14 protein-coding genes are annotated in these 14,407 nt (G+C 72.3%); 7 read left to right on the top strand and 7 right to left on the bottom strand.

What is annotated here, in order from left to right:
• Positions 1–27: 27 nt before the first annotated feature.
• The gene (locus BLW14_RS11900; protein ID WP_093706984.1) at positions 28–735 is read right to left on the bottom strand and encodes an RDD family protein; all 708 of its coding nucleotides are present in this window, start codon (positions 733–735) and stop codon (positions 28–30) included.
• Positions 736–969: 234 nt separating this feature from the next.
• Between BLW14_RS11900 and BLW14_RS11895 the strand changes: the two genes are divergently transcribed.
• The 3 genes from BLW14_RS11895 (at position 970) to BLW14_RS11885 (ending at position 3,894) form a co-directional block, all read left to right on the top strand.
• Positions 970–1,839, top strand: a complete 870-nt coding sequence (locus BLW14_RS11895; RefSeq protein ID WP_093710702.1) for a bifunctional methylenetetrahydrofolate dehydrogenase/methenyltetrahydrofolate cyclohydrolase — start codon at positions 970–972, stop codon at positions 1,837–1,839.
• A gap of 20 nt (positions 1,840–1,859) precedes the next feature.
• Positions 1,860–2,558 (top strand): DUF3017 domain-containing protein, encoded by a 699-nt coding sequence (locus BLW14_RS11890; RefSeq protein WP_093706982.1) that lies wholly within the window; start codon positions 1,860–1,862, stop codon positions 2,556–2,558.
• Positions 2,559–2,904: 346 nt separating this feature from the next.
• Positions 2,905–3,894: a malate dehydrogenase gene (locus tag BLW14_RS11885; protein ID WP_093706980.1), complete on the top strand. Its 990-nt coding sequence runs from the start codon at positions 2,905–2,907 to the stop codon at positions 3,892–3,894.
• Positions 3,895–3,961: 67 nt separating this feature from the next.
• Here the strand turns inward: BLW14_RS11885 and BLW14_RS11880 are convergent, their stop codons facing one another.
• Together BLW14_RS11880 and BLW14_RS11875 are read right to left on the bottom strand one after the other, a co-directional pair.
• Complete coding sequence (locus BLW14_RS11880) at positions 3,962–4,687, bottom strand: isocitrate lyase/PEP mutase family protein (RefSeq protein ID WP_093706978.1); 726 nt, start codon at positions 4,685–4,687, stop codon at positions 3,962–3,964.
• An 8-nt stretch (positions 4,688–4,695) separates the two neighbouring features.
• Positions 4,696–5,205, bottom strand: a complete 510-nt coding sequence (locus BLW14_RS11875; protein WP_093706977.1) for a carboxymuconolactone decarboxylase family protein — start codon at positions 5,203–5,205, stop codon at positions 4,696–4,698.
• A gap of 47 nt (positions 5,206–5,252) precedes the next feature.
• Here BLW14_RS11875 and BLW14_RS11870 point away from each other — a divergent pair, with 47 nt between their 5' ends.
• Complete coding sequence (locus tag BLW14_RS11870; protein ID WP_093706975.1) at positions 5,253–6,656, top strand: MocR-like pyridoxine biosynthesis transcription factor PdxR; 1,404 nt, start codon at positions 5,253–5,255, stop codon at positions 6,654–6,656.
• A gap of 105 nt (positions 6,657–6,761) precedes the next feature.
• On the opposite strand, the gene rocD is transcribed toward BLW14_RS11870, so the two are convergent.
• Entirely contained in the window at positions 6,762–7,967 is a 1,206-nt protein-coding gene (rocD, locus tag BLW14_RS11865; protein ID WP_093706973.1) for an ornithine--oxo-acid transaminase, read from the bottom strand.
• Between the two features lie 179 nt (positions 7,968–8,146).
• On the opposite strand from rocD, the gene trpS reads away from it, so the two are divergent.
• Together trpS and BLW14_RS11855 are read left to right on the top strand one after the other, a co-directional pair.
• A complete protein-coding gene (trpS, locus tag BLW14_RS11860) occupies positions 8,147–9,160 on the top strand; it encodes a tryptophan--tRNA ligase (protein WP_093706971.1) in 1,014 nt (337 codons plus the stop codon).
• A 106-nt stretch (positions 9,161–9,266) separates the two neighbouring features.
• A complete protein-coding gene (locus BLW14_RS11855; protein ID WP_093706969.1) occupies positions 9,267–9,860 on the top strand; it encodes a 2'-5' RNA ligase family protein in 594 nt (197 codons plus the stop codon).
• A gap of 25 nt (positions 9,861–9,885) precedes the next feature.
• Here BLW14_RS11855 and BLW14_RS11850 read toward each other — a convergent pair whose 3' ends face one another.
• Together BLW14_RS11850 and BLW14_RS11845 are read right to left on the bottom strand one after the other, a co-directional pair.
• Positions 9,886–10,674 carry a decaprenylphospho-beta-D-erythro-pentofuranosid-2-ulose 2-reductase gene (locus BLW14_RS11850; protein ID WP_093706967.1) on the bottom strand — a complete coding sequence of 263 codons (789 nt, stop codon included), beginning with the start codon at positions 10,672–10,674 and terminating at the stop codon, positions 9,886–9,888.
• A gap of 30 nt (positions 10,675–10,704) precedes the next feature.
• A complete protein-coding gene (locus BLW14_RS11845; protein WP_093706965.1) occupies positions 10,705–12,051 on the bottom strand; it encodes an FAD-binding oxidoreductase in 1,347 nt (448 codons plus the stop codon).
• Between the two features lie 140 nt (positions 12,052–12,191).
• Here BLW14_RS11845 and BLW14_RS11840 point away from each other — a divergent pair, with 140 nt between their 5' ends.
• Entirely contained in the window at positions 12,192–13,148 is a 957-nt protein-coding gene (locus BLW14_RS11840) for a YihY/virulence factor BrkB family protein (RefSeq protein WP_093706963.1), read from the top strand.
• On the opposite strand, the gene BLW14_RS11835 is transcribed toward BLW14_RS11840, so the two are convergent.
• Entirely contained in the window at positions 13,096–14,367 is a 1,272-nt protein-coding gene (locus tag BLW14_RS11835; protein WP_371128068.1) for a D-alanyl-D-alanine carboxypeptidase family protein, read from the bottom strand. The genes BLW14_RS11840 and BLW14_RS11835 overlap by 53 nt on opposite strands.
• Positions 14,368–14,407 lie beyond the last annotated feature (40 nt).

Here is a 14,407-nt window from a genome sequence, read left to right as displayed (position 1 = left end):
ACCGGCCCTTCGTGTGCCGCCGGTGCGTTACTTCTTGATGACCAGGGTGTTCGCGGCCTTGTCGTGCCAGCCGCGCAGCTGGCCCGTGTTGTCGAAGAACGGCGAGATGACGATCAGGACGTAGCCCAGACCGCACGTGATGTAGCCGAGGCCGATGGGGAAGCCCCAGCGGACGAGCGCCGGGCCGAAGCTCGGCTTCTGGCCGGTGCGGGAGTTGACGATCCGCATGCCGAGGATCATCTTGCCGGGCGTGGTGCCCATGGTGCTGACGAAGATGACGTCGTAGAAGATGAACGTCAGTGCCGTGACGAGCAGGGCGCCGAAGAGGGAGCCCAGGGCGAGTCCGGCGGAATCGCCGTCGCTCGCCTTGGAACCGGCGAAGGCCGCACCGAAGATGATCATGTTGAGCACGATCACCACGATGTAGGCGAAGATCATGTCGAGCAGTCGGGCGCCGAAGCGCGCACCGTACGTGCCGACCTCCACGACGCCGAGCCCGGGCACGTTCGCGTAGCCCTCGGGGGCCTGACCGCCGGGGCCGCCCGGCTGCTGCGGGTAGCCGTAACCGGGCTGCCCCTGCGGCGGGACGCCGCCCTGCGGGTAGCCGTAGCCCGGCTGGCCCTGCGGCGGGACGCCCTGGGGAGCCTGGGGGTAGCCGTATCCGGGCTGGCCCTGCGGCGGCTGGCCGGGCTGCTGCCCGTAGGGGTTGTTCGGGTTCGGGTCGCCGAAGCTCATGTGGGCGTTCCTCCAACGGACGTACGGGGACGGGTGAGGCCGCACGGAACGGAGGAGAGAAAACGTCAGTGGTCCGCCCCCCGGGTACTTCTGCGGCACTGCGGCCTTCATCGTTATAAGTGGAAAGTAAGTTTGTCCAGTCACGCCCGAAGAAGTTGTGCAAGTGCAACCTGGCCTGCTCGGACCGTGGGCGGGATTGGTCCGAGGGCGGGGTCATCCGCGAGTATGGGGACCATGACTGCCCAGATTCTCGATGGCAAGGCCACCGCAGCCGCGATCAAGTCCGATCTGACCGCCCGCGTGGCGGCCCTCAAGGCCCGGGGCGTCACGCCCGGCCTGGGAACCCTGCTGGTCGGGGACGACCCGGGCAGCAGGTGGTACGTGAACGGCAAGCACCGCGACTGCGCGCAGGTCGGCATCGGCTCCATCCAGCGCGAACTCCCCGACACCGCCACGCAGGAGGAGATCGAGGAGGTCGTCCGCGAGCTCAACGCCGACCCCGCCTGCACGGGTTACATCGTGCAGCTGCCCCTGCCCAAGGGAATCGACACCAACCGCGTCCTGGAACTGATGGACCCGGCCAAGGACGCCGACGGCCTCCACCCGATGAGCCTCGGCCGGCTCGTGCTCAACGAGACGGGCCCACTGCCGTGCACCCCGCAGGGCGTCGTCGAGCTGCTGCGCCACCACGGCGTCGAGATCAACGGCGCGCACGTGGTGGTCGTCGGACGCGGCGTCACCATCGGGAGGTCCATCCCGCTGCTGCTCACCCGCAAGTCGGAGAACGCCACGGTGACGCAGTGCCACACCGGTACGCGTGACCTGGCCTCCCACCTGAAGCAGGCCGACATCATCGTCGCCGCCGCGGGTGTGCCGCACATCATCGAGCCGGAGCACGTGAAGCCGGGCGCGGCCGTCCTGGACGTCGGCGTCAGCCGCGACGAGAACGGCAAGATCGTCGGCGACGTCCACCCGGGCGTGGCCGAGGTCGCCGCCTGGATCTCGCCGAACCCGGGCGGTGTCGGCCCGATGACCCGTGCCCAGCTGCTCGTCAACGTGGTCGAGGCCGCCGAGCGCGACGCGTCTGCCGTCTCCGCCGGCTGATCAGGTCCGGGAGGAACCCCATGGGTACGAGTCCGGCTGACGGCGCGGCCGAGGCCGACGCCCCGGCGGAGCGCGATGCGGCGTCCGGCGTTGCCGAGGGCGATGGGCCCGCGCCCGCCCGGAGCGCGTCGGATGCGACGGTCGCCGCCGGGGACGGCGAAGCGGCCGACGCCCCGGCGGAGCCGGAAGCCGCGTCCGGTGCGGCCGAGGCGGGCGAGCCGGCGGCCGCCCCGGACGGGGCCACCGCCGGCCCCGACACCGGCGCCGGCCCCGGCACCGGCGCCACCCCCGCCACCCCCGACACCGGCGCCACCGCTGAGACGCGGCGGTCGCGGCGGTTCTCGTTGACGCGGGACACCGCGCGGCCCGAGGGCGGCGGACGGGCGGCCGGCAGCGACGCCCCGGCGCCCGCGCGCCAGTGGCCGCTGCTCGCCGTGCTCTGCACGGCCGGCGCCGGGCTGCTGATCGTGGCGGCCGACTCCTTCGACGAGGCATTCCGCGTCGGCACGATACTGATCGGCCTGGCCCTCGTCACGGGCGCGGTGCTGCGCATCGCCGTCCGTTCGGTGGGCATGCTCGCCGTGCGGTCCCGGTTCACCGACCTGGTGACGTACGGGCTGCTCGGGACCCTCATCGTGCTGCTGGCGCTGGTCGCGCAGCCGAAGCCGTGGCTGGACATCCCGTTCCTGGAGGACGCGGTCCACTTCACGGTCCGCTGACCTGCGGCAAAAGAACCGGTGCCCGTCCCCTCCCCCGAGAAGGGACGGACACCGGGGGCGGGGGCAACCCGGAGCGGAAAGCTCCGAACTCGGCGACGTGAGCGGCCTTGCCCCGGCCTGCGTCCAGCCTTGTTGACGGGCCTCACCCGTTCAAGGGATGGCTGTCGCCTGTGGCACGGAAGTGACCATTCCGCCACTGTGTGATCGTCGGGCAACGGGGGCCGGGCGGCCGTGGGGTTCCGGGTCGGATAGCCTGGCGGGCGGATATCTCTTCACATCAAGATTCAGGGATGTCCCGCACCAGGGGCCAGGAGCCCGGACCGCCAGCTGTCTAACGGAGATCGCCATGACCCGCACTCCCGTGAATGTCACCGTGACCGGCGCAGCCGGCCAGATCGGCTACGCGCTGCTCTTCCGCATCGCCTCCGGCCACCTGCTCGGCCCGGACGTGCCGGTCAACCTGCGCCTCCTGGAGATCCCCCAGGGGCTGAAGGCCGCCGAGGGCACCGCGATGGAGCTCGACGACTGCGCCTTCCCGCTGCTGCGCGGCATCGAGATCACCGACGACGCCAACGTCGGCTTCGACGGTGCGAACGTCGCCCTCCTCGTCGGCGCCCGCCCCCGCACCAAGGGCATGGAGCGCGGCGACCTGCTCTCCGCCAACGGCGGCATCTTCAAGCCGCAGGGCAAGGCGATCAACGACAACGCCGCGGACGACATCAAGGTCCTCGTCGTCGGCAACCCGGCGAACACCAACGCGCTCATCGCGCAGGCCGCCGCCCCGGACGTCCCGGCCGAGCGCTTCACCGCGATGACCCGCCTGGACCACAACCGCGCGATCTCGCAGCTGGCCGCCAAGACCGGTGCCGCCGTCTCCGACATCAAGAAGCTGACGATCTGGGGCAACCACTCGGCCACCCAGTACCCGGACATCTTCCACGCCGAGGTCGCCGGCAAGAACGCCGCCGAGCTGGTCAACGACGAGGCCTGGCTCGCGGACACCTTCATCCCGACCGTCGCCAAGCGCGGCGCCGCGATCATCGAGGCCCGTGGCGCGTCCTCCGCCGCCTCCGCCGCCAACGCCGCCATCGACCACGTGTACACCTGGGTCAACGGCACCGCCGAGGGCGACTGGACCTCCATGGGTATCCCGTCGGACGGCTCCTACGGCGTGCCCGAGGGCATCATCTCGTCCTTCCCGGTCACCACGAAGGACGGCAAGTACGAGATCGTCCAGGGCCTGGACATCAACGAGTTCTCCCGTGCGCGCATCGACGCCTCGGTGAAGGAGCTCACCGAGGAGCGCGACGCGGTCCGCGAGCTCGGCCTCATCTGAGACACCCCCTGGGTACGCACACGCCCCCGGCAGCCGCAGCGCTGCCGGGGGCGTGGTGTTTCCTATGTCAGCGCAGACCGTCCGCGATCCCGCGCAGGGCCGCCATGGCCCGCCGCTGGAGCCCCGGTCCGAAGGTGATCCGGGTGGCCCCCAGCTCGCCCAGGCGCCCCGGCCCCGGTCCGTCCGGGACGGCCAGCGCGTTCAGCGGCAGCCCCGGCAGGGCACCGGCCAGCGGGCCGAACACCTCGACGGGCGCGGCGATCGGGTAGAGGCAGTCCGCGCCCGCCGCCACGTACAGCCGGGCCCGGCGCAGGGTCTCCGCCACCGGGTCCACGGAGTCCGGCACGCCCGTCACGTACGTGTCGATCCGGGCGTTGACGAACAACGCGTCCCCGGCCGCCGCCCGCACCGCCGCCAGCCGGTCCGCCTGCCGCCCGGCGTCCACCAGCACCCCGTCCACGGTGTCCTCCAGATTGCAGCCGACGGCCCCCGCGGCGAGCACCCGCTCCACCAGCTCACCGGCCGCCAGCCCGTATCCGGCCTCGATGTCCGCCGACACCGGTACGGACACGGCCCGGGTGATCCGTGCCACCGCCGCGAACATCTCGTCGGCGGGCGTCGCGCCGTCCTCGTACCCCAGTGACGCGGCGACCCCCGCGCTCGGGACGGCGAGCGCGCGGAAACCGGCCTCGGCGAGGACCCGGGCGCTCGCGGCGTCCCACGGGCCGGGGAGGACCAGCGGGTCGCCGGGGGCGCGGCCGTGATGCAGGGCCCGCAGGCCGGACGCGGTCACCGGGCCGCTCAGCCGTGGTCGCCGGGCGTGTAGTGACCAGGCACCATGCGGGTGGACACGGCGAACCGGTTCCAGGCGTTGATCGTGATGATCGCGCCGATGAGGTGGGCCAGCTCCTCCTCGCCGAAGTGCTTCGCGGCCCGCGCGTACACCTCGTCCGGGACGAAGCCGTCGGTCAGCACGGTCACCGCCTCGGTCAGCTCGATCGCGGCGATCTCCTTCGGGGTGTAGAAGTGCTGCGACTCCTCCCACGCGCTGAGCTGGATGATCCGCTCCAGCGACTCGCCGGCCGCGAGTGCGTCCTTGGTGTGCATGTCCAGGCAGAACGCGCAGTGGTTGATCTGCGAGGCGCGGATCTTCACCAGCTCGCCGATCACCGGGTCGATGCCCTTCCGGGAGGCGGCGTCCAGACGGGCCATCGCCTTGTAGACGTCCGGGGCGTGCTGCGACCAGGCCAGCCGCTGGGTGTGCTCGGGGCAGTGCTCGGAGGTGTTGCCGCTGTTCTCGTTCGTCGTCATGCCCCTCACGCTACGGGGGGAGTGGCGCAGCGCTATGGTCCATTCCCATGACGGATACCTGGGCCACTTTCGGCGCCGACCTCCACATCGACCCGACCGGCTCGACCGGGCTGCGGGCCGGCCTGATGGACGCCCTGCGCGAGGCCGTCCGCACCGGCCGGCTGACCCCCGGCACCCGCCTGCCGTCCTCCCGCACCCTCGCCGCCGACCTCGGCATCGCCCGGAACACCGTCGCCGACGCCTACGCGGAACTGGTCGCCGAGGGCTGGCTCACCGCCCGGCAGGGCTCCGGCACCCGGGTCGCCCGGCGCGCCGAGCCCCGGCCCCCGGCGGCCGCCGCGCCCCGCACCCGGCCGCCGCGAAGCACACCGGCGTACAGCCTGAAGCCGGGCACACCGGACCTGGCCACCTTCCCGCGCGCCGAGTGGATGAAGGCCGCCCGGCGCGCCCTGTCCGCCGCGCCCAACGACGCCTTCGGCTACGGCGATCCGCGCGGCCGGATCGAGCTGCGCACCGTCCTCGCCGAGTACCTGGCCCGGGCACGCGGGGTGTACGCCGACCCGGACCGGATCATCGTCTGCTCCGGATTCGTGCACGGCCTGATGCTGCTCGGCAAGGTGCTCCGTCGGCGCCGGGTCCGGGAGGTGGCCGTCGAGTCGTACTGTCTCGGCATCCACACCCGCCTGCTCACCGAGGCCGGGCTGCGCATCCCCTGCCTGCCGCTCGACGAGCACGGCACCCTGACCGGCGAGCTGCACACCCTGCGCCACGCGGGCGCGGTCCTGCTGACCCCGGCCCACCAGTTCCCCACGGGCGTCCCGCTCCACCCGGACCGGCGGGCGGCGGCCGTCGACTGGGCGAGGTCCACCGGCGGGCTGATCCTGGAGGACGACTACGACGGCGAGTTCCGCTACGACCGCCAGCCGGTCGGCGCCCTCCAGGGCCTGGACCCGGAGCGCGTCGTCTACCTGGGCACCGCCAGCAAGTCCCTGGCACCGGGGCTGCGGCTCGGCTGGATGGTGGTGCCGCGCGCCCTGGCCGCCGAGATCGCCGAGGCGAAGGGGGCGAGCGACTGGGCGCCGGGCGCGCTGGACCAGCTGACGCTCGCGGAGTTCATGGCCTCGGGCGCGTACGACCGGCATGTGCGGTCCATGCGGCTGCGCTACCGCAACCGACGCGACCAGCTCGTCGCGGCCCTGGCCGAGCGCGCCCCGCACATCCGGGTCAGCGGGATCGCCGCGGGGCTGCACGCCGTCCTCGAACTGCCGGAAGGCGGCGAGGCAGAGGTGATCCGGGCGGCGGCCTGGCAGGGCCTCGCGGTCGAGGGCCTGGCCTGGTACCGCCACCCGGACGCCGACCCGGAGCGCGAGGCGCTGGTCATCGGCTACGGCACCCCGACGGACAGCGCCTGGACGGGCGCGCTGGAGGCGCTGCTCCGGGTGCTCACCTAGGGCGTGTCCGTAGAGTCCCGTCAGCCGCTCGACGCCATGCGCGCACGCCGCCCGGCCGCCCTCCGTGCGACGACGGGAATCATCGGACAGGCCGTGAAGCGGCCCTCAGCCCCGCAGGACCTCGCGCAGCTGCTCAAGACCCCAGTCCAGGTCCTCCTTGCCGATCACCAGCGGCGGGGCGATCCGGATCGTGGAGCCGTGGGTGTCCTTCACCAGGACCCGGCGCTCCATCAGCCGCTCGGAGATCTCCCGGCCCGTGCCCAGGGCCGGTTCGATGTCCACGCCCGCCCACAGCCCGCGTCCCCGTACGGCACGCACCGCGCCCCCGCCCACCAGCAGACCCAGCTCCCGGTGCAGGTGGTCACCCAGCTCGACGGCGCGCTGCTGGTACTCGCCGGTGTCCAGCATCGCGATGACCTCCAGCGCCACCGCGCAGGCCAGCGGGTTGCCGCCGAACGTCGAGCCGTGCTCCCCGGGCCGGTACACCCCGAGCACCGCCGCCGACGACACCACGGCCGACACCGGCACCACCCCGCCGCCGAGCGCCTTGCCCAGGAGGTACATGTCGGGCACCACGCCCTCGTGCTCGCATGCGAAGGTCTTCCCGGTCCGGCCGAGCCCGGACTGGATCTCGTCGGCGATGAACAGCACGTCCCGCTCGCGGGTCAGCTCACGGACCCCGGCGAGATAGCCCTGCGGCGGCACCAGCACGCCCGCCTCGCCCTGGATCGGTTCGAGGAGCACCGCCACGGTGTTCTCCGTCATGGCCTCGCGCATCGCGGTGAGGTCCCCGTACGGCACGATCTCGAAGCCGGGGGTGTACGGGCCGAAGTCGGCGCGGGCCTCCGGGTCCGTGGAGAAGCTGATGACCGTCGTCGTCCGGCCGTGGAAGTTGTCGGCGGCCACGATGATCTTCGCCATGCCGTCCGGGACGCCCTTCACCCGGTAGCCCCACTTGCGGGCGGTCTTCACCGCGGTCTCGACGGCCTCCGCCCCGGTGTTCATCGGCAGCACCATCTCCATGCCGCACAGCTCCGCCAGGCGCGTACAGAACTCGGCGAACCGGTCGTGGTGGAAGGCGCGGGAGGTGAGCGTGACCCGCTCCAGCTGCGCCCGCGCCGCGTCGAGCAGCCGGCGGTTGCCGTGGCCGAAATTGAGCGCCGAGTACCCGGCGAGCATGTCGAGGTAGCGCCGGCCCTCGACATCGGTCATCCAGGCCCCGTCCGCCGTGGCGACGACGACGGGCAGCGGGTGGTAGTTGTGCGCGCTGTGCGCCTCGGCGGAGGCGATGGCGTTTTCCGTGGTCGACACGGGATCTCCGATCGTCGTGCGGCGTGGGCTGAGGTTGGGCCCACTTTGTATCGTCGGTCGGTTCGCCCACGAGGAAACCTTCGGTTCGCGGCGCGGCTGATTCTTCCGCCGCGCGGGCCCGGCGGGCGATTACTCCACCGGCTGCCCGAGAAGGCCCGCGCACCTGAGACAATGAGTCCATGGCCTCTGAACGTCCCCGTGTGCTCTCCGGAATCCAGCCCACCTCAGGCTCGTTCCACCTCGGCAACTACCTCGGCGCCGTGCGCCAGTGGGTGGCCCTGCAGGAGTCCCACGACGCCTTCTACATGGTGGTCGACCTGCACGCGATCACCGTCGCCCAGGACCCCGCCGAGCTGCGCGCCAACACCAGGCTCGCCGTCGCCCAGGTGCTCGCCGCCGGCGTCGACCCCGAGCGCTGCACGCTGTTCGTCCAGAGCCATGTCCCCGAGCACGCCCAGCTGGGCTGGGTCATGAACTGCCTGGCCGGGTTCGGCGAGGCGTCCCGCATGACGCAGTTCAAGGACAAGTCCGCCAAGCAGGGGACCGACCGCACCACGGTCGGTCTCTTCACCTACCCGATGCTGATGGTCGCCGACATCCTGCTCTACCAGGCCGACGAGGTCCCGGTGGGCGAGGACCAGCGCCAGCACCTGGAGCTGACCCGCAACCTCGCCGAGCGGTTCAACACGACGTACGGTGACACCTTCACGATCCCGGACCCGTACATCCTCAAGGAGACGGCGAAGATCTACGACCTCCAGGACCCGTCGTCGAAGATGAGCAAGTCGACGGCGAACCCGAAGGGCCTGATCAACCTCCTGGACGAGCCGAAGGCGACCGCCAAGAAGGTCAAGAGCGCCGTCACCGACACCGACACGGTGATCCGCTTCGACCGTGCGGAGAAGCCCGGCGTCAGCAACCTGCTGACCATCTACTCCACGCTCACCGGTGCGTCGCTGCCGGAGCTGGAGCAGAAGTACGAGGGCAAGGGCTACGGCGCGCTGAAGACGGACCTCGCCGAGGTCATGGTCGATTTCGTCACACCGTTCCGCACGCGTACGCAGGAATACCTGGACGACACGGAGACGCTGGACTCCATCCTGGCCGAGGGCGCCGAGAAGGCGCGGGCCGTGGCGGCGGAGACCCTCGCGCTCACCTACGACCGGATGGGTCTTCTGCCCGCGAAGCACTGAGTCCAAGGACCCTGGCGGCGGGGCACCCGCAGGCGGCACACTTGCGGCGTGATGCTTGCGGCCGTCCGTGGCTGAAAACAGACCACCGAGGATTGAGGAGAACGACGTGGGGACCGTAACGCTCGGCGTTTCGATCGCGGTCCCGGAGCCCTACGGCAGCCTGCTCCAGGAGCGGCGCGCGAGCTTCGGGGACCCTGCCGCACACGGCATTCCCACCCACGTCACCCTCATGCCGCCGACCGAGGCGGAAGCGGCCGACCTGCCCGCGATCGAGGCGCACCTCGCCTCGATCGCGACCGGCGGCCGCCCCTTCCCGATGCGGCTCTCCGGCACCGGCACCTTCCGCCCGCTCTCGCCGGTCGTCTTCGTCCAGGTCGTCGAGGGCGCGTCGGCCTGCTCCTGGCTCCAGAAGCGGGTACGGGACGCCTCCGGGCCCCTGGTGCGCGAGCTCCAGTTCCCGTACCACCCGCACGTGACCGTCGCCCACGACATCTCCGAGGCGGCGATGGACCGGGCGTACGCGGAGCTCGCCGACTACGAGGCGTCCTGGATCTGCGGCTCCTTCGCCCTGTACGAGCAGGGCCGCCTGGACCGCGTCTGGCGCAAGATCAACGAGTTCCCGTTCGGCGCGGGCGGCACCGGCCCCGCCGTCCCCGCGCAGAGCGGCAGCTCCCTGGACGCCCCGTCCCTGCGCCCGTAGCGGGAAGCCGGACCGGCCTCCCGGCCTAGACCGGCAGCCGCCGGAACAGCGGCCTCGGCACGTGCCGCAGCGCCGACATCACCGCGCGCAGCGCCCCCGGCACCCACACCGTCTCCGACCGCCGCCGCAGCCCGGTCACGATCGCGTCCGCCACCGCCCCCGGCGTCGTCACCAGCGGCGTCCGGGTGAACGGGATCGTCGCCAGCGGCCCCCCGGTGCCCCGCGCCGCAGCCGAGTCCGGCACCACGAGCCCCGGCCGCACCACCATCACGTGCACCCCCGTGCCGTGCAACGCGTCCCCGAGGCCCTGCGTGAACACGTCGAGGCCCGCCTTGCTCGACCCGTAGATGAAGTCGGCCCGCCGGGCCCGCTCACCGGCCACCGAGGACAGCACCACCAGCGAACCGTGCCCCTGCGCCTGGAGCGCGCCCGCGCACACCAGACCGGCGGAGACTGCGCCGGTGTAGTTCGTCTGCGCGACCCGGACCGCCGCGAGCGGCTCCTCCTCGTCGCGCTCCTGGTCGCCCGGGATGCCGAAGGCGAGCAGCACCATGTCGATGTCGCCCTCGGTGAAGATCTTGCCCAGGACCGTCTCGTGGGACTCGGTGTCCAGCGCGTCGAAGGCCACGGTCTGCACGTACGCCCCCCGGTGGCGCAGGTCCTCCGCCGCCGCCTCCAGGGCGGGCGACGGGCGGCCGGCCAGCCAGACCGTGCGGGTGCGGTGGGCGATCAGGCGGCGTGCGGTGGCGAGCCCGATCTCCGACGTGCCGCCGAGGACGAGCAGGGACTGCGGGGCACCGAAGGCATCCTTCACGGGAACGCTCCTTGGAAGGGGAAGAGGGGTCTACAGCGACAGCCGGCGGGACAGGTCCGAGCGGAACGCCCCGGTCGGGTCCAGCTCGGCCCGCAGCGCCCGGAAGCCGGGCAGCCGCGGGTACATCGCGGCGAGCGCGTCGGGGCGCAGCCGGGCGTCCTCCGTCAGGGAGACCCGGCCGCCCGCCGCCGCCACCTCCTCGTCCAGGGAGTCGAGGAAGCGGGCGAGCCCCGGCAGGCCGGCCGGCAGATCGAGGGCGAGGTTCCAGCCGGGCGCGGGGAAGGACAGCCAGCCGGGGCCGCCCTCGCCGCACCGCCTGAGCACCGCGCGGAACGAGGGGCAGCGGCTGCGGGCGATCCGGCCGACGATCCGGCGCAGCGTCTCCTCCTGCCCGTGACCGACCAGGAACGCGTAGTGGACGCGGCCGCCGGTGGGGGAGACGCGGTTGCTGTGCGGCGCGGCGTCCAGGGCGTGGAAGAAGGCGGCGAGCGACCGGAGTTCGCCGGTCCGGGACCGGGGCGCGGAGCGGTAGCCGATCTCGTTGAGCGCGCTCGCGGACAGCCGCCCGAACAGGCCGGACAGGAACGGGAGTCCGCCGGGGCGGCGCGGCGCCGGGCGGAGCGCGAGCGCGGTGCGCCGGGCGGACGCCGGGAGCGCGTGCACGGGGACGTGGTCCGCCGTCACCAGGACGGCGCGCCCGGTGGCCCGGCCCCGGGCGGTCAGGTCGATCCGGGCGTACTCGTAGGGGCGGTGGCCGCCGCGCGTCATCCGGGCCAGCAGGTCGTCGAGCCCATCAGCCCGCTGGGTGTCGACCGCCATCAGGGAGGTGGTGACCGGGCGGAACCGGAGCGTGGCCGAGAGGATCACCCCGGTCAGGCCCAGACCGCCGGCGGTCGCGTCGAAGAGCGGGGTGCCGGGGTGGACCGTACGCACCTCGCCGTCGGCCGTGAGCAGTGTGAACTCCGTGACGTGCCGGGCGAAGGAGCCGGCCGCGCGGTGGTTGTCGCCGTGGGCGTCGGAGCCGATCGCGCCGCCCACCGTGACGTAACGCCCGCCGGGCACCACCGGCAGGAACCAGCCGAGCGGCAGCATGACCTCGCGCAGCCGGTGCAGGGTCGTGCCCGCGTCGCACACCACCAGACCGGCCGCCGCGTCGATCGCCCGGACGCGGTCCAGGGCCGTCATGTCCAGGACCGAACCCCCGGCGTTCTGCGCCGCGTCGCCGTGCGCCCGGCCCAGGCCCCGGGCGATCGAACCGCGAGGCCCGCAGCCCAGCACGGTCGCCGCGGCCTCCTCGTAACTACGGGGGCGGAAACGCAGCGCGGTCGTCGGGGCGGTGCGGCCCCAGCCGGTCAGGGACACGGTGTCGACAGACATGGAGGTGACCGTATCGCCCGGGATAACACCTCTGAGGGATTTGTTACAACACTCACCGAAATGGGTGATTGAACGTCCGTCATCTCCTCCACTCCGCAACGGATTTCGGTTTTCCCGGGCACGAGGGGTAGTCGTGGGACATGGACTGGCTGAAAAATCTCCCCGTCATCGGGCCGCTCGTCTCCCGGCTGATGGAGACGCACGCGTGGCGCAGTTACGAGACGCTGGTGCGGGTCCACTGGGCCCGGCTCGCCGCGGCGATCACGTTCATCAGCTTCCTCGCCCTCTTCCCGCTGATCGCGGTCGGCGCGGCCATCGGTGCCGCGCTCCTCTCCGACAAGCAGCTGGACAGGATCGAGGGCAAGATCGCCGACCAGGTGCCCGGGATCTCCGACCAGCTCGGCATCGACAACCTGGTCGCCCACGCGGGGACGGTCGGTCTGGTGGCCGGTGCGCTGCTGCTCTTCACGGGCATCGGCTGGATCGGCTCGATGCGGGACTGCCTGCGCGCGGTCTGGGAGATGGACGACCTCGACGAGGGCAATCCGGTCGTCCGCAAGATCAAGGACGCCGGGGTGCTGTTCGGCCTGGGCGGCGCGGCGCTGGTGACCCTCGCGATCTCCTCGGTCGGCTCGGTGGCCGTCGGCTGGGTCGCGGACCTGCTCAACATCCCCGAGAACGGGGCGGGCGGGGTGCTGCTGCGGATCGCCGCCCTGCTGGTGGGCGTGGCCGCCGACTTCCTGCTGCTGCTCTACCTGCTGACCCTGCTGCCCGGCGTCGAACCGCCGCGCCGCCGGCTGATGGTGGCGGCGCTGCTCGGCGCTGTCGGGTTCGAGCTGCTGAAGCTGCTGCTCGGCAGCTATATGCGGGGCGTCGCGTCCAAGAGCATGTACGGCGCCTTCGGGGTGCCGATCGCCCTGCTGCTGTGGATCAACTTCACGGCCAAGCTGCTGCTGTTCTGCGCCGCGTGGACGGCGACGCCGAGCAAGGAGGACGACCCGGCGGTGGACGCGGAGGAGGATCCCGCGCCCGCCGCCCGGCGCGTCACGGGCGGGGACGGCGACGCATCAGGTCCGGCAGCGGCCAGCGCCGGTTGACCAGGAACACCCCGCCGGCCAGCAGGACCAGGACGCCGCCGACGACGCCCAGCGCGATCCCGGCCCCGCTGGAGCCGTCGGTGGCGGCCGCCGCCTGCGCCGCACCGGCCCCGTGCTCGCCCTTGCCCCCGGCCGGCGTCGGCGCCTCCGCGCCCTTGCCCGTGCCCTCGGTGTCCGAGCCCTCGTCGACGAGCGCGGACTTCGGCGGGACCAGCTCACCCACCGGGGTCACCTTGCCGCTCGCGGCGAACCCCCAGTCCAGCAGCCGGGCCGCCTCCTTGTAGACCGCGTGGGTCTCGTCGGACGACGGGTTCATGACGGTGACCAGGAGGACCTTGCCATCGCGCTCGGCGACACCGGTGAAGGTGTTGCCGGCGTGCGAGGTGTAGCCGTTCTTGACGCCCGCGATGCCCTTGTACGCGTCGACGCCGTCGGCCCCGGTGAGCAGCCGGTTGGTGTTCTGGATGCCGAAGGTCTCGCGCTTCTTGCCCTTCTTCTTCTCCCCGGGGAACTGCGCCGCGGCGGTCGAGCAGTACTCCCGGAAGTCCGCGTTCTGGAGTCCGTCGCGGGCGAAGAGCGAGAGGTCGTACGCGCTGGAGACCTGGTTGGGCGCGTCGTACCCGTCGGGCGACACCACGTGCGTGTCGAGCGCCTGGAGCTCCACCGCGCGGTCCTGCATGGCCTGGACGGTCTTCGGGACACCGCCGTACATCGAGGCCAGTACGTGCACCGCGTCGTTCCCGGAACGCAGGAAGACTCCGAGCCACAGGTCGTGGACCGTGTAGCTGAGGTCCTCCTTGATCCCCACCAGGCTGCTGCCCTCCCCGAGATCGGCGAGGTCCTCGTCCTTCACCGTGTACTCCCGCGTCTTGGGCAGGAGCGCCTGGTCCTCCAGCAGGGTGTCCGCGAAGAGCATCTTGAGCGTGGACGCCGGGGGCAGCCGCCAGTGCGCGTTGTGCGCGGCGAGCACCTTGCCGCTCTCCGCGTCCGAGACCATCCACGACCGGCCGGTCAGCTTCTTGGGCAGGACCGGGGCGCCGGCCAGGAGATTGGCCTGGGTGCCGGACCGCCCCAGCTGCGCGCCCCCGACCTGCGACATGTCCGCCGGAGGCTTGGGGGCGTCGTCGTCCCCGCCGGCCGCGGAGGCGGGCGTGACGGCAAAAGCGGACAGCAGGGCGGCAGAGGTGACCGCCAACGCGGCCTTCTTGAGAGCTGGCACGGTCGAAAACGTACATGCAGTTGATGTGAATATATGTACC

It is taken from the genome of Streptomyces sp. 2131.1 (assembly GCF_900105515.1).
GTDB lineage: Bacteria > Actinomycetota > Actinomycetes > Streptomycetales > Streptomycetaceae > Streptomyces > Streptomyces drozdowiczii.
This window is presented reverse-complemented; position numbering and strand designations above follow the sequence as displayed.